The following is a 15,689-nucleotide window of genomic DNA, read 5'->3' on the forward strand; positions in this document are numbered from 1 at the left end:
TAAGAAAAAGAAATAGTGTTATTCGTATAAATAATAGAAACGCACGATATCTCAGCATTTTCCTTTAGTCTTCGTGCGTTTCATACCTAATCGCACGATATCTCGGCACTACCCCTAAAGTCTTCGTGCGTTTCATACCCAATCGCACGATATCTCAGCTCTACACCTAAAGTCTTCGTGCGATTCACACCCAATCGCACGATATCTCGATACAAAAAGCTACCCTTGAAAGTATTCAAGGGTAGCTTTTCAATATTATGCTCTTAATGTTGCACCGTTTTGTTCAAGTGCAGCTAAGATTTGATTATGAACTGTCGTTACTTTTTCTTCAGTTAACGTATCATTGATATCTAAATAATCGATTCGAATCGCGACTGATTTTTTACCTTCTTCCATATGTTCACCTTCATATACATCAAATACTTCTGCATGATTTAATATTTCATCACCATTCGCATCGATTGTATTTATAAGTGAAGCTGCAGATACGTCAGTTCCTACGACTAAAGCGATATCTCTAGAAACACCTGGGAATTTAGGTATTGGTTGATATTCTATTTTTCCAACTTGTTGTTCTAACAATTTAGTGAAGTTTAACTCAAATACATACGTACGATCTAAGTCATTTTCTTTTTCAACTGTTGGATGCAATTCTGCAATTAAACCTACAACGTTGTCATTTAATTTAACATAAGCTGTTCTACCTGGATGTAATAAATCTAATTGTGTCGCTTCAAAAGTAAGTGTTAAATTCAATTGTTCAGCGATTCGTTCAACGATTCCTTTTACTAAGAAGAAATCTACTGGTTCTTCTTTTTGTTGCCATTTATTAGCCGCATATTGACCAGTTAATATACCACTCAAGAATTCTACTTCAGTTGGTAATTGATCTTGTCCATTGCTGTAGAATACTCTACCTAATTCATAAAGCGCTACATTTTTATTTTTTCTTGCAACGTTATAACGTGTTGCATCAATAAGTCTTGGTAATAGACTTTGTCTTAACACTGCTTGGTCTTCACTCATTGGCATCATTAATTCGACAACGTCATTTTGTTCTATTGTATATTTTTTCGCAACTTCTTTATGCACTAATGAATAAGTGATTGCTTGATTCAATCCTGCACCTTCAAGAATTTCTTTCACTTTACGTGTTTTAAGTTGATTCTCTGTTAAATGTCCAGCAGTCGCACTTTCAAAGTTTGGTAATGTTGATGGTAATTGATCATAACCGTAAATTCTTGCGATTTCTTCGATTAAATCAGATTTAATTGAAATATCATTTCTACGAGATGGTACTTCAACTTCAAATGCTTCACCGTTCACTTTTGTACCAAAGCCTAATCTTTCAAAAATTGTATTTATTTCTTCAGTTGTTAATTCAAAACCAATTAATTGGTTCACATTTGTTGTTGTAATTTGAATCACGCGTGAAGTCTCTGGCAATTTACCGTCTGAAACGATATCACTCAATACCGTACCGCCTGCAATTTCTTGTAATAATGATGCCGCTCTATTCAATGCATCAATAACTCTTTCACTCGCGATGCCTTTTTCGAATCTACTTGAAGCTTCACTTCTTAAGCCAAGTCTTCTAGATGTTTGTCTCACATTAGTTTCATTGAACATTGCACTTTCAATCACTACATTTTGCGTTTGTTCTGTTACTTCAGAGAAATCTCCACCCATAACACCTGCAATTGCAATTGCCTCTTTTCCATTTGTAATAACAATATCAGACTCTGTCAACGTTCTTTCAACATCATCTAATGTTGTCATCGTTTCACCTTCATTAGCATAACGAGCGACAATTTGTTCAGAACCGATGTGATCTTGATCAAACATATGCAATGGTTGACCATACTCTAACAATACATAATTTGAAATATCTACAACATTATTAATTGGACGAATGCCCGCTTTCATCAATCTTGATTGCATCCATTCAGGAGACGGTCCAATTGTTACATTTTTAACGATTCTTGAAGCATAAAATGGCACCGCTTCTTCATCTTGTACAGTAACTGATAATGCTTTTGATGCTTGCTCAGTCGATTCTTGTACTTCAGTATTCGGATATTGCACTTCATTACCATATAAAGCACTCACTTCATGTGCAGCACCTAACATACTTAAGCAATCCGCTCTGTTTGGAGTTAAATCAAAGTCCATCACTTGATCATTTAATAACAATGCTTCAAGGGCATCACTACCTGGAACTTGTTCATTTGAAAATACATATATACCGTCAGCGAATTTTTTAGGCATAACATTAGCATCAAATCCGATTTCTTGTAATGAACAAATCATACCTTCAGAAACTTCGCCTCTTAGTTTAGCTCTTTTAATTTTAACGCCACCAGGAAGTCGACCACCAACACGTACAACAATAACATATTGCCCTACATCTACATTCGGTGCACCACATACGATTTGTACGGGGTCTTCTTCTCCAACATCCACTTTACAGATGTTCAATTTATCAGCTTCTGGATGTTTTTCTTTAGAAACAACATGACCGACAACTAATTTTTTAATTTCATCACCATATGTTTGAATGCTATCCACTTCGATACCACTTCTAGTGATTTTCTCAGCTAATGCTTCAACTTCAACGTCTGTGTTTATATATTCATTTAACCATTCTTTACTTACTAACATTATGCTTCACCACCATCTTCTACAGGCTTAAATTGTTCTAAAAATCTCACGTCATTCGTATAGAAATGTCTAATATCTTCAATACCATATTTCAACATTGCCATTCTATCTGGACCTAGTCCAAAAGCAAATCCTGAATATTTATTTGAATCGAATCCAGCCATTTCTAATACATTTGGATGTACCATACCTGAGCCTAGTACTTCAATCCAGCCCGTTTGTTTACAAACGTTACAGCCATCACCTTTACATTTGAAACATGATACGTCTACTTCAACAGAAGGTTCAGTAAATGGGAAAAAACTTGGTCTCAATCTAATTTCTCTATCCGCACCAAATAATTTACGTGCTAATAATTCTAATGTGCCTTTTAGGTCACTCATTTTAATATTTTCAGCAACTACTAGTCCTTCAATTTGCGTGAACTGATGACTATGTGTCGCATCGTCAGAATCTCGTCTATATACTTTACCTGGGCAAATAATCTTAACTGGGCCTTTGCCTTTTCTTTGTTCTAACGTTCTCGCTTGAACTGGTGAAGTATGTGTACGCATTAAAATTTCTTCAGATATATAGAATGTATCTTGCATGTCTCTTGCAGGGTGTGATTTTGGAAGGTTTAATGCTTCGAAATTATAATAATCTGATTCTACTTCGTATCCTTCAACAATTTCATAACCCAATCCAATAAATAAATCTTCTAAATCTTCATTGATTTTTGTTAATGGGTGTTTTGCTCCTATAGATACTTTTCTACCAGGTAACGTTACATCCAATGCTTCATTTTCTAATTGAGCATTTAACGCCGCTTCTTCTAAAAGTACTTTTTTAGCTTCGATTTCTTTTTCCACTGCTTGACGTACTTCATTAACTAATTGACCAAATTCTGGTCTTTCTTCTTTAGGTAAGTCTTTCATTTCTTTCATCAATCCAGTGATTACACCTTTTTTACCTAAGTAATTCACTTTAACGTCTTGTAATGCTCGTTCTGCTTCTGCTTCATTAATTCTTACAAGTGCTTCTTGTCTTAAATCAGATAACTTTTCTTGTAATGACATTTAAATCCTCCTATTTTAGTCGAAAAAAAGACTTCCACCCCTCATATAGAGGGACGAAAGTCTTCCGTGGTACCACCCAAATTTATACATACTTATGCATACACTTATATGTTGATAACGGATATACATTCCGACTTAAATTTCTTTAAGTAGCTAAAAAGATGAAAAAAATTAAGTTACAACATAGGATCTTTCAGTCTCGAATCCATTCCCTTATCATGTGTAAACATTAATTTACGTCCTTTTATAAGCTCATATTGATTATGAAATCATTATATTAAATATTATAACATTGGTCAACCTTTCAAATGGTAGAGCAAGATGCCACCTGACACTGCTACGTTCAGACTTTCTGCTTTACCGTAAATAGGAATATTCAGGTTTGCTGTTGTTTGACTTAATAACGTTTCATCAACACCGCTTCCTTCATTCCCCATAATTAATGCGAATTGTGATTGGCTTTCTACCTCTTTATAATGTACAGCATCTTGTAAACTTGTGCCGTAAGTATTCCCTTCAAACTGCTCAACAAATTGATGTATATCTTCTTCAACGATTGGCAAATGAAATACACTTCCTTGTGAAGCTCTCAACACTTTATCTTGATATGGATCTGCGCTCCCTTTTGAATAAATAACAGCATCCATACCTGCAGCATCTGCCGTTCTAATAAGCGCACCCATGTTTCCTGGATCTTGTACTCTATCTAATATAAGTACTTGATTGAACGTATCAGCTTTGTATTCTGGTAACTCTACCATTGCAAAGATACCTTGTGGTGTCGTTGTATCAGATAAAGCTTCAGCTACTCTGAAATTAATTACAAACGATTCTTTAGCATAAGCGATGATTTCAGGATCTACTCTTGAAAAATCAACAGCTAATAACGTAACAATATTTAAGTGACTACGATACGCTTCTTCAATTAAATGGAACCCCTCTATTAGGAATGCCCCTTGCTTAACACGCTCTTTTTTCTTTTTCAATTTATTAATTTGTTTAATTTTAGTATTTTGTACTGAAGTGATTTCTTCCATATAATCTCCTCGTATTTCATTATTCTTATTTATATAGTATATCTGATATTCGAATCATTTATAAGTCATTTCATATAAATTAAAAAAACGCCCTGAATGAGGACGTTTTTTACAAGTTATTATTTAGAAACGACTTCTTTACCTTTGTATGATCCACATGCTTTACATACACGGTGAGATAATTTCATTTCTCCACAGTTTGAACATTCTACCATACCTGGTACTGAGATTTTGAAATGCGTACGACGTTTTCTTTTAGCTGTTTTTGAAGTTCTTCTAGCTGGAACTGCCATGTCTTATTCCTCCTTAAATTTTATAAACACTTGTTCGACTATTTTTCGTCATCGAAGAATTGTTGTAATTTTTGAAGTCTTGGATCAATTTTCTTTTCAGATGGATGATCCTCTGAAACTTCAGTTGATTCAAATTGGTCTTCGCCAATAACTTCCCAACCATTGCCTGCCATTGAAATATCTTCACTACCTTCAGAGAACACTTGTAAAGGTTTCTCTAAAATGACGAGTTCTTCTATGATTGGTAATAAATTAACCATTCCGCCATCGAGTTTATGTCTCAATTCGTCATCGTCATCATTACGCTCATTGACCTCATCTAAGTCGAATATTTCAGTTGATGTAGTATCAAATGGTAGCTCTACTGGCTTTAAAGTACGGGCACATGGTAACGTCAATACACCATTAATGTCAAGATTGACAATTATCTCATGCATTCGCACTTGAACGTCTCCTGTTACTTTTATTGGAGATATATCGATAAGTTCATCAACTCTATCAGTCAAATATTTCATATCGATTTCTTTATCAAAAGTAAATGGTTCGTTTTGGTATTTTTTCAGTTGTGTTATTGACCACTTCATCTGGGTTCACCTCTTACAAACACAAAAATTATTGTAACCTTAACGACAATGTTTGTCAAGATTTTTTCTTAACATTCATTATCTGATACAATACTTATGATGACGTGAATTGGGAGGAAATGCAAATGAAAAGTGTTGCTTTAATAACGGAGTACAATCCATTTCACAATGGCCATGTATATCACGCTGAAACGTCTAAAAATATAACCGAAAGTGACGTTACTATTTCTATTATGAGTGGTTCTTTTACAATGCGAGGAGAACCTGCCATTTTAAACAAATTCAAACGTGCACAAATGGCCATTCAATATGTTGATTTAGTAATCGAACTACCACTTATAAACGCAATTTCTTCTGGAGATTTATTTGCAAGCGGTGGCGTCCAAATTGCTGAAATGTTACAGTGTGACACTTTATCATTTGGTAGCGAATCAGGGAATATTGATGAATTTAAATCTGCAGTTCAACAAATAAATAACCTTAAAAACGATCCAAGATATCAAACAATGCTCAAGGAAGGTAAATCTCATCCTAGAATTTTATCAGAATTGATGGACGATGACTCTATACTATCAGGGTCAAATAATTTACTCGCTATTGAATATGTTAAGCATATTATAGAAAATAACTTTTCTATAGAACCTGTAACCATTCAGAGAAAAGATAATTTATATTTAGATGACACATTAAATCAACATACTCACGTTTCAAGTGCAACTTCTATCCGAAAAGCATATTTTGCTCATGAAGAAGACTACCAATTAAGCGTCCCCCAAACAACTGCACATATCTTAAATCAATCTCAAGGTGTAAATTGGGACGACTTCTTTCCTGTGCTTAAATGGACAATTTTACGATCCACGCATGAGGAACTAAGAGATATTTATATGATGACAGAAGGTCTAGAATATAAAATAAAAAAAGATATTCAAACAAGTGATCACTTTGAAATGTTTATTAAAAAGCTAAAATCAAAACGATATACGTGGACAAGATTGCAACGTTTATTAACTGCAGTGCTGTTAAATATTAAAACAACAGACGTTGAAAGCGATGAAATCACCGGCATACGCGTCCTTGCTATGACGAAAAAAGGACAAGCATATTTAAAATCCATTAAAGACCAATGCCCTGTCCCTATCATTACAAATGTAAACAAGAAAACCGCTACACTATTCTCGAATGAAATTAAAGCAACCGAATTATACCAACAAATTTCAGGACAAACCGAAACTGATTTTAACCAACCTGTATATATTAGAGAAATTTAAAGCATGCGCATAAAACGTCGACAAAGTTCATAAGTTAGTAGACACTATATGGGTGAGCATCCGCTCAACTCTTTTTATTTATTTCCTTTTTATGTAGAAAAGTCGCGCTAACGAGATTGTTTTTACTTTCAATCTCGTTAGATTTTCTAACGGGATTGTTTCTCAGAACTATCTCGTTAACGCGTTGTTTTCTCACTTTTTATAGGCTATACAGGCTTTTTCGCGGTCTATTTGTGCGCTAACGAGATTGTTTTTACTTTCTATCTCGTTAGATTTTCTAACGGGATTGTTTCTCAGAACTATCTCGTTAGCGCGTTGTTTTCTCACTTTTTATAGGCTTTTCAGGCTTTTTCGCGATCTATTTGTGCGCTAACGAGATTGTTTTTACTTTCTATCTCGTTAGATTTTCTAACGGGATTGTTTCTCAGAACTATCTCGTTAGCATTATATCTCTAACATTTTTGCGCTGACTCCTGCGAAAAGCATGCGCATAAAAAATGCTAATTAAAAAAAGACCATGACTTAAATCGTCATGGTCTTTTTATATTACGCTTTATTGTTTTTTATTTTTTCTTGTAAAGCTTTATTCACATTTTCAGGTACGAATTCAGAAATATCCCCGTTAAATTGTGCTACTTCTTTAACAACACTAGAACTAATAAATGAATAATTATTGTTTGTCATCATATATAACGTCTCAATATTGTCGTCTAATTTTTTATTCATTGATGTTAATTGCATTTCATATTCAAAGTCGCTGACTGCTCTCAATCCTCTAACAATGGTTCTTGCATCAATTTCTTTACAAAAATCAACAAGTAATCCATGAAATGAATGTACGACGATATTCGGCACGTCTTTAACCGCTTCTTCAATCAATTCAACTCGTTCTTCAGTTGAAAATAATCCTTTTTTCGAACCATTTTTCAGAACGGAAACATGAATTTCATCAAATATTTTAGCGCTTCTCTTAATAATATCAATATGACCTAACGTGATTGGATCAAAACTACCTGGAACTACTGCTATTCTCTTTGTCATGATTTTCTCCTTTTGTCAGCAACATAACATGTGTGAGTCCGTATTCATATTTTTTTAATATTTCAAACCCACGCGTATCTATTTTTTCACTTTTATCAAATTCGCAAATTATTGTACCACTTACATTTAATAAGTCAAATGCTTCAATCTTCTCTAGCGCTTGATCAATTAATGTTTTTCTATATGGTGGATCCAAAAAGATATAATCGAATTGTATGTCTCTTTTTCCTATAGCTTTAAGTGCTCTTATTGCATCATTTTTATAAACTTCGAATTGTTCATTTGGAATGTTTAACGTATTTAAATTTTCTTTAATGATTTTAGTTGCTTTAAAGTTACCATCTACAAAAATCACTTTATCCAATCCACGTGACAATGCTTCAATTCCTAAGCCACCACTACCAGCAAATAAGTCTAATCCTATGCCTTCTATATCATGAAGACCATTAAAAATATTTTCTTTCACTTTATCTGTCGTTGGTCTCGTTGATTGACCATCTATCGTTTTAATATGTAATCTTTTATATTTACCACCAATTACTCTCAAGTTTAATCATCACTTTCTTTATTTAAAATTATTATCTATACTATATAGTATATTAACGAAAACGAGGTTTATAAAAATGAAACAATCATTTATCGTCATCGGGCATGGTCTTACAGACTTGTTTGAATTCCAAACGATTATAGAATATAACCATGCACGTATCTCAGATATTTTAATGTTACATACACCTTTGTCTAAAGATAAATTATCTTCAGCTTGTATCATTATGAAACCAACAGAAGGTAGACATTTTCAAGCTATTTATACAATCTTAGAAGGTATTAAATATCCCTATCCAGAAGCTAATAAGAAATTCGATTTGATTCAATCTTGGGCAGAAGCATACGATATACAAGTAAAAGGTTTAGACGTGAAATCTCGTTCAGAGTTTGCTGAGGACGACCTCTATTTTACATATTTAAAAGGTGTGCTAAGACTTGAACATTACTTACCACCATTACAATAAATTAAAAGTCTAAGTATTCCTTTTTATCACTATTCGAACTCGAATAGTCCCTCTTCACATATTTAAACGGTGATGCTTTAACATCTTTAACGTACTTAAGTTTCATGAGATGTTGTAAAGTATCATCTATTTTATCTTCATTTGTATATAACATCACGTACTGTTGATCTTTATTTACGAAATAAATATTCCCGAATTTTCGTAATTGACGTTCATGTTTCATATGTTTTAAATATACAACTAAACTGATACGTTCCACGAGCTCCATCACAATACCTCCTTTAGTTTTTATTTTTATATTAGCATGTTCTATAAGATGATGAAAGAAGATAACTTCATATCTTAAGTTACTTGCTTTGATATCATAAAGCTATTTGATAGAATATATATGAGTCTTTATTTGCATGTCGAAAGGATTGGATAAAATGGCAAAATTAAATTTACTTAAAACAACAGGTCTTATCGGAGGTGTCGTTGCAGGTTCATGGATAATTACGAAAACTACATCTAAAGTGCAACCACGCAGCATCAAACCATTCTTCACACAACAAGCACCTTACGTCTTTGCACATCGTGGTGGTATGGCATTAAGACCAGAGCATACACGATTAGCATTTGACCATGCGTTAAAATATGACGTGACAGGTTTTGAAATCGACGTTCGTCTTACTAAAGATGAAGTATTAGTTGTCACACATGATGAAACAGTAGATAGAACAAGTAACGGTTCAGGTTATGTAGGCGAACATACGTTAGCTGAATTACAACAACTTGATTTCGGATATCACTTTAAAGATATTAACAATGAACATCCATACCGCGGTCATGAAGAAGCTAAAATAGTTACACTTAAAGAGCTACTCACTGCATACCCAGATGTTTTAGTTAACATTGATATAAAAGACCATCCAGAATCATACACAGGTAGTTTAGCACCATCTCACCTTTATCGTTTGATTACTGATTTAAAAGTTGAAGACAGAGTGAATGTAACAAGTTTCTATGATGAACAAATTGAAAGATTCAACTTATATGCACAAGGCAGTATTTCGATTGGTACAGGTCAAAATGAAGTCGCTAAAGCCTATTTAGCTTACACTTCAGGTTATGGTCACACATATCAACCAAAAACAGATACTTTCCAATTACCATTACAAGTGAAAAATATTCCACTTGATAAAGCTGGTTTCATACAATTTCTAACTTCACTGAACATATCAGTAGGTTATTGGGTTGTAAATCAAATCGATATCATGGACGACCTCATTCAAAAAGGCGCGCATACCATCGTTACAGATCGCCCAGACACAGCACATTTCTTAATTAAAAAACAATATTAAATAATAATAAAAAGAAAGACAGCCTCTTATTTAGATGCTGTCTTTCTTTTATATATTCTACGTTGAACAACCGCATGATCCACCTGTAGAACATCCTCCTCCGTGGCTTTCGCTACTAAAGAATGGATTTCCGGTATCTACTTTGACATTATTAGATACTGAGTAAGATACAATACTAATTACTTCATCTAACAAATTTTGAAGTGCTGTTTCTTTCGTTTTGAAATTAGAAACAACAGGATGCATTTCATAAGTTCTCTTCTGTTGTCTCGTCTCTTTCATCACCCTACTATAATCAGGGTGATATCTACCAAATCTTAAACAATCATCATAGTGCGATTTAATTTGATCAAACTTTTGTCTTAAGATTTTTACTTCTATATCTGTTTCTAATTTATATTTTGCTTCTTGATATTCTTGATATATTTCTGAATTCATAATACAGGCGCTTAATTCATCTGATTGATCCAATATATGAACAGTTTCAGTTGTAAACATAATTGTGGCCTCCTTATTCTTTATTTTCTTTGAATACAAGAGAATAATACTCTCGAGAGTTACCAGCACCAAATTCATCATATTGGCTACCTAATAATTTTTCTCGATAAGTATCTTTATTTAGCCAACTATTTACTAATGTAGGTACATCATAAAAGTTAAATGCTAAATTTTGATTTATTGATTCATATTCTAACTTCTGATTATCAATATGCTTCATTATACCATCTTCTAATGTCTTCACTGCTTCATCCTCAGGAATATCATTTTCAATCGAATCTGCTTCCATTTGAGTGATGTATGTTAATTGATCATTCATGTCTAATGGTTTTACTTGTTTCATTTCTCTATATTGATTAACCATTTCTAATAAAGTTAAATCTTTATTCATATGTGTTTGAAAATCTTGTTCATCTGCACGTTTTAGTTTCTTGTCTTTATTATCTGATATCTTAGACATTGAAAATGGTGCATGCTCAACAACAACGTCTGAATCCATAAATTGTACACCCATGACTTCATTCGTTTCACTATCAATTAGTACTTGTGCATATACATTACCATATTTAATGAGTAATTGTGTCTTTATATCACGCTCAGATAATTCAATTTGATATTTTCCATATGAACTCTGAACAATTGGTTCCATATCTATATTCGTTCCGTTAAAGAATTTTGTTGCATCTTGCTTTATCTTTATAGGAGATACATTTACGTTTTTACCTGTTGCAAACACTGAGGCTACTTTATTATTTTTAGCAGAAACTAAATAATAATTACCTTTAGACTTAAAGACGTATTCCTTCTTACCATGTGCTACTTTATATACTCTATCTGGTTGTCCTAAATTTTTAATGACTTCATTTATATTTTTATAAACATAAGTACCTACGCCCTCTTTCAACTTTGCATTACCAGTCGATTTTTTAGCTTGTTGATCATAGTAATTCTGGTCTGCTTTGTCATGCGAGTAGTTAGGATTCTTTAAGACATCAAATTCTAATTTAGGAGAATAGAATAAATAAAAGAGTACAACGATTAAAATCGTTATCGCAACAACTTTAATGATAATATTCTTCACTTATTTACCTCCTCATTTCTACCTGTTTTCAATTATATCATTTTACAGTAAAAGTTTGAGTTAAATCAATCGATATCACAAGATAAATGTTAAATTTAAATGTACATTGCAACATTGGGCCTTTTATCTTAAAATAAACTTAAAGGTACTTAGAGGGAGGAAATTCACATGATATTTAATGATACAGGTCTTGAAAGCGTTATTATTGAACAAGAACTTTTAAAAGATGTTATGAATAAGCATGGTTTTGTTGCTGGGGGTCATTGGGATTATGAACGCATCACTTACGATTTTAAATACGAAATCAGTGAAGGCATTTATTACTTAAGAGTCCCAGGTTACGCACTTAAAGGGGATATCGGTGCTAACAATGCAACAATTCAATTAATGGAACCTTATCTTGGTAAACATTATTATCCTACTGGCGTTGAATATGGCGACGACGAAGTATATCCAGACAATTTAGTCTCACATTGCAACTTACAAATTGAACGTATCACGTCAGACATCAAAGCATTAAACAGCTTAGGTGCTCACTAAACTCAACATAAACAAATATATAAATGAAGAGACGTGATAATCACGTCTCTTCATTTATATATAATTCTATCAAAGAGGTCATACACATGAAAAAATGGATAAACAAACGAAATATTAGCATCACGATTATCATAATATTAGCGATTCTTTTTATTTATTTCATTTTGCCAATATCAATTCCTTTAATTACGGCAATGATTATTGCGCTCGCCTTTAATCCATTAGTTAATAAATTAGAAGTAAAAATCAAAAGTCGAAAATGGAGTGTAACATTAATTTATACTGCATTAATTTCCATTACAGGGCTAGCTATCTTTTTATTTTTAACAAAATTATATGATCAGATTGCTTTATTTATCGAAGATTTACCGAAAAAAATCAATAAACTCATCAAAATCATCGAACAATACAATGATAAGATGAAAGCCGTATTACCAGATGAAATGGCAGTAACGATAAATAAAGAATTACAAAACGTAGTCGTCTCTATGAGAGACTCCATTTCTAATTATATTAGTGTCCAAAATATAACGGAAATTGTATCATCCCTACCCGGCTTTATTATCAGTCTTGTAGTATTTTTAGTTGCACTCTTCTTATTTATGTTAGAAGTGCCGAATATCCATCGTTTCATAAAAAAACACCTATATCCTAAAACTTATCGAGAATCTTTTAAAATATATAAACAAATCAATCATTCTATTGTTGGTATGCTTTCAGCAACCGTTGTATTAAGTTTTATTACATGGGTATTCACTTATTTAGGGTTGCTTATCATTGGTGTTGATTCGGCATTTGTCATCAGTTTATTCATCTGGTTAGTTGATTTACTACCGATTGTAGGTGCTACAGGATTAACCATACCTTGGGCTATTTATGCATATATTGTCGGCGACGCAACTTTAGGTATTCAACTGATTATTTTATCCATTGTATTATTAATTCAAAGAAAAATATTAGAACCTAAAATATTTGGAACGGGGGTTGGTTTATCCCCGCTTCCTACATTAATTTCTATGTTTATCGGCTTAAAATTACTTGGATTTCTAGGATTCTTTATCGGACCTTTGTTTTTAATTGTTATTAAGACAATTCTAGACTCTGGTTTAATCAAGACTGACTTTAAAATTTAATGATTTACATAATAAAAGAGTCATCATTCAGTATGTTGAATGACGACTCTTTATTTCATGCTTTAATTAATGTCCTAAGATTGCTTTGATCATTGATGTTGTCTCTCCACCATGATAAAACACATATAATAATAAATACACAGCAACGCCCGTAATAGCTGTAAAGAACCAAATAATTGATGTGACTGGTCCAAATTTACGGTGTCGGTCTAATTGATTTTTTAACCCTAAATAAATTGTGTAAATCCCTAAAATTGCGCCTGTAGTAGCAAGCGTAATATGGAAAATAAGAAAAACAGTATAATATATTTTTATGTTATCTGGTCCACCAAATGACGTGTTACCAATGAACACAGTTCGGCTTGCATAAATCGTAAAGAATACAACTGCCGCCACTGCTGCTGACAACATGAATTTTTTATGTGTTTCTATTTTTCTTTGTGTAATAAAGTACCACCCTATAGCAACTAAGATTGCACTTAAAACAATAAACGTTGTACTAATTGTCGGTAAAATTGGTAAATTCATAGTTATACATCCTATCTAAATTGATTATATAATGCTTTTTGTTCTTGTAACTTTTTCAAACTATCTTCTGTAATTTGGCTTTCATTTTTACGTTCATATCTAAACCAATTCATAAATATGATATAGAGATAAATACCAAATACGATTTCTTGCATCACCTTCATAATCACGCCACCAGTTTGTTGATCTTCTAATGGTGTAAAGTTAGTGAAGTATTCTGGTCCAGAAATACCTGAGCCTTGCACAACAGAGTTTAATGTATCTGGTGGTACACATAGCGTCATAGCTCCTAACCATGCTTGGCCAGATGTATACGTATCATACATCGCCGTTCCACTAAAGATAATCAATCCACACGATGGTGTTAATAAAACACCAATAAAGAAAATATATAAAATCTTCTTAATACTAGACATATGTTCTTCTTCAGAAATATGTCGATTAAATATTGGATGCCACATGAACCATGCACTGATAAATAAAATGATCGTGTATAAATCATGTAATACAGCATCTTGTTTTAAAGTATCCAATACTAATGGAATATGATAAATCGAAAATAATCCATTAAATAGAATAATCGCTAAAATTGGTTTTGTAAATAACTGAACTACTTGTTTAACAACCGGTAATTCCTCTACATACTTAATGATATATTCTGGTATCGCGTAGAATAGCAATGGTACGACAATAAGAAATAGTACCGCCATCTGTAACATATGAAAACTGAATATAATATGAGACAAAATATTGACTGGACCACCTTCTAAAAGGTAAATCACAAGCATAAGTATGACAAAAACGATTGCCTCACCTTTTTTTAAAGGTCTGCCACCGGGTATGTCTTTATACCACTTTCCACAAATTAAGAAATATAAAGTAATTACGCATAACACACCTACAAAGAAGAAAGGTGTCCAATTTGCCCAAAAACCAAAAATTGATATCGAGGTTAAGTTTCCCATCATCACACTTCCTCATAAAGTCATTACCATTATTATAAAATTTAATCCAAATTTAAACAACCCAACAAAAAAATAAGTTATGACAAGAGTATGACCAATCGACACAATTTAAAAATGGGAGCGGGACAGAAATCTTATTTATATAAAAAAGATTTCGTAGTCTCGCCCCAGCAAGGATGACTAGAGTTGAAAAAAGCTTGGTACAAGCGCATTTTCAATTCAGTCATCTACTGCCAAGATACTAAAAGAGGCTGAGACATACATTATGTCCCAGCCTCTTTTCATAACGTCATTATTTTGTTTTCACAAATAATGGGTCACCTAACCATACAATATATATAAAGGTTACGATAAATGATAAACCAAAGAAAACGCCAGTAATCATAAATAATTTAGAAATACCATGTTTCTCCGTTTTCATATGCATGAAATAGTAGAACTGCAAGATAACTTGTAATACTGCTAATCCTAAAATTACAGGTATAACAAATTCTTTCGGTAATTCTGCAGCTACTAATGCGAAAGCAATAAATGTAACAAAAATCATAATTGCAAAGTTAGTTACTTGTAAACGCATCTCTTTAGTGCTTTTACGTCTCTTATATGCTTTTAGCGCTTGTGCGTCATGATTGATTTGTTCGCTCAT

At 32.9% G+C, this 15,689-nt stretch carries 18 protein-coding genes; 5 read left to right on the forward strand and 13 right to left on the reverse strand.

The window, feature by feature from the left end; translation table 11 throughout:
• Positions 1 to 255: 255 nt before the first annotated feature.
• From pheT to P3U32_RS08510, 5 genes are all read right to left on the reverse strand, one after another.
• Positions 256 to 2,661 carry a phenylalanine--tRNA ligase subunit beta gene (pheT, locus tag P3U32_RS08490; protein ID WP_323702701.1) on the reverse strand — a complete coding sequence of 802 codons (2,406 nt, stop codon included), beginning with the start codon at positions 2,659 to 2,661 and terminating at the stop codon, positions 256 to 258.
• Complete coding sequence (gene pheS, locus P3U32_RS08495; protein ID WP_323702702.1) at positions 2,661 to 3,719, reverse strand: phenylalanine--tRNA ligase subunit alpha; 1,059 nt, start codon at positions 3,717 to 3,719, stop codon at positions 2,661 to 2,663. Before pheS ends, pheT begins: the two co-directional genes overlap by 1 nt.
• A gap of 296 nt (positions 3,720 to 4,015) precedes the next feature.
• On the reverse strand, positions 4,016 to 4,756 hold the full coding sequence (locus tag P3U32_RS08500; protein WP_323702703.1) for a TrmH family RNA methyltransferase: 741 nt from the start codon (positions 4,754 to 4,756) through the stop codon (positions 4,016 to 4,018).
• A gap of 119 nt (positions 4,757 to 4,875) precedes the next feature.
• On the reverse strand, positions 4,876 to 5,049 hold the full coding sequence (rpmF, locus tag P3U32_RS08505; protein WP_025904638.1) for a 50S ribosomal protein L32: 174 nt from the start codon (positions 5,047 to 5,049) through the stop codon (positions 4,876 to 4,878).
• Positions 5,050 to 5,087: 38 nt separating this feature from the next.
• On the reverse strand, positions 5,088 to 5,633 hold the full coding sequence (locus P3U32_RS08510; RefSeq protein WP_323702705.1) for a YceD family protein: 546 nt from the start codon (positions 5,631 to 5,633) through the stop codon (positions 5,088 to 5,090).
• Between the two features lie 125 nt (positions 5,634 to 5,758).
• Between P3U32_RS08510 and P3U32_RS08515 the strand changes: the two genes are divergently transcribed.
• Complete coding sequence (locus tag P3U32_RS08515) at positions 5,759 to 6,904, forward strand: nucleotidyltransferase (protein WP_323702706.1); 1,146 nt, start codon at positions 5,759 to 5,761, stop codon at positions 6,902 to 6,904.
• A gap of 546 nt (positions 6,905 to 7,450) precedes the next feature.
• On the opposite strand, the gene coaD is transcribed toward P3U32_RS08515, so the two are convergent.
• Together coaD and rsmD are read right to left on the reverse strand one after the other, a co-directional pair.
• Positions 7,451 to 7,945, reverse strand: a complete 495-nt coding sequence (gene coaD / locus P3U32_RS08520; protein ID WP_323702707.1) for a pantetheine-phosphate adenylyltransferase — start codon at positions 7,943 to 7,945, stop codon at positions 7,451 to 7,453.
• A complete protein-coding gene (gene rsmD / locus P3U32_RS08525) occupies positions 7,914 to 8,492 on the reverse strand; it encodes a 16S rRNA (guanine(966)-N(2))-methyltransferase RsmD (RefSeq protein ID WP_323702708.1) in 579 nt (192 codons plus the stop codon). The genes coaD and rsmD overlap by 32 nt, the downstream gene beginning before the upstream one ends.
• Before the next feature lie 76 nt (positions 8,493 to 8,568).
• On the opposite strand from rsmD, the gene P3U32_RS08530 reads away from it, so the two are divergent.
• A complete protein-coding gene (locus P3U32_RS08530) occupies positions 8,569 to 8,958 on the forward strand; it encodes a DUF7147 family protein (protein ID WP_323702709.1) in 390 nt (129 codons plus the stop codon).
• A 1-nt stretch (position 8,959) separates the two neighbouring features.
• On the opposite strand, the gene P3U32_RS08535 is transcribed toward P3U32_RS08530, so the two are convergent.
• Complete coding sequence (locus tag P3U32_RS08535) at positions 8,960 to 9,226, reverse strand: DUF2129 domain-containing protein (RefSeq protein ID WP_323702710.1); 267 nt, start codon at positions 9,224 to 9,226, stop codon at positions 8,960 to 8,962.
• A 157-nt stretch (positions 9,227 to 9,383) separates the two neighbouring features.
• Between P3U32_RS08535 and P3U32_RS08540 the strand changes: the two genes are divergently transcribed.
• The gene (locus P3U32_RS08540; RefSeq protein WP_323702711.1) at positions 9,384 to 10,298 is read left to right on the forward strand and encodes a glycerophosphodiester phosphodiesterase family protein; all 915 of its coding nucleotides are present in this window, start codon (positions 9,384 to 9,386) and stop codon (positions 10,296 to 10,298) included.
• A 57-nt stretch (positions 10,299 to 10,355) separates the two neighbouring features.
• Here P3U32_RS08540 and P3U32_RS08545 read toward each other — a convergent pair whose 3' ends face one another.
• Together P3U32_RS08545 and P3U32_RS08550 are read right to left on the reverse strand one after the other, a co-directional pair.
• A complete protein-coding gene (locus P3U32_RS08545) occupies positions 10,356 to 10,796 on the reverse strand; it encodes a YlbF/YmcA family competence regulator (protein WP_323702712.1) in 441 nt (146 codons plus the stop codon).
• Positions 10,797 to 10,809: 13 nt separating this feature from the next.
• Positions 10,810 to 11,877, reverse strand: coding sequence for a CAP-associated domain-containing protein (locus P3U32_RS08550; RefSeq protein WP_323702713.1), 1,068 nt, complete (start codon positions 11,875 to 11,877; stop codon positions 10,810 to 10,812).
• A gap of 168 nt (positions 11,878 to 12,045) precedes the next feature.
• Here P3U32_RS08550 and P3U32_RS08555 point away from each other — a divergent pair, with 168 nt between their 5' ends.
• Positions 12,046 to 12,417, forward strand: coding sequence for a YugN family protein (locus tag P3U32_RS08555; RefSeq protein WP_323702714.1), 372 nt, complete (start codon positions 12,046 to 12,048; stop codon positions 12,415 to 12,417).
• Between the two features lie 86 nt (positions 12,418 to 12,503).
• Positions 12,504 to 13,550 (forward strand): sporulation integral membrane protein YtvI, encoded by a 1,047-nt coding sequence (ytvI, locus tag P3U32_RS08560; protein ID WP_323702715.1) that lies wholly within the window; start codon positions 12,504 to 12,506, stop codon positions 13,548 to 13,550.
• Positions 13,551 to 13,616: 66 nt separating this feature from the next.
• Here ytvI and P3U32_RS08565 read toward each other — a convergent pair whose 3' ends face one another.
• The 3 genes from P3U32_RS08565 to P3U32_RS08575 form a co-directional block, all read right to left on the reverse strand.
• The gene (locus P3U32_RS08565) at positions 13,617 to 14,078 is read right to left on the reverse strand and encodes a DUF420 domain-containing protein (protein ID WP_323702716.1); all 462 of its coding nucleotides are present in this window, start codon (positions 14,076 to 14,078) and stop codon (positions 13,617 to 13,619) included.
• Positions 14,079 to 14,089: 11 nt separating this feature from the next.
• Positions 14,090 to 15,043 (reverse strand): cytochrome c oxidase assembly factor CtaG, encoded by a 954-nt coding sequence (ctaG, locus tag P3U32_RS08570; RefSeq protein WP_323702717.1) that lies wholly within the window; start codon positions 15,041 to 15,043, stop codon positions 14,090 to 14,092.
• 292 nt (positions 15,044 to 15,335) lie between these two features.
• Entirely contained in the window at positions 15,336 to 15,689 is a 354-nt protein-coding gene (locus P3U32_RS08575; protein WP_323702719.1) for a cytochrome C oxidase subunit IV family protein, read from the reverse strand.

This window comes from Mammaliicoccus sp. Dog046, assembly GCF_034039665.1.
In the GTDB taxonomy this organism is placed as follows: domain Bacteria; phylum Bacillota; class Bacilli; order Staphylococcales; family Staphylococcaceae; genus Mammaliicoccus.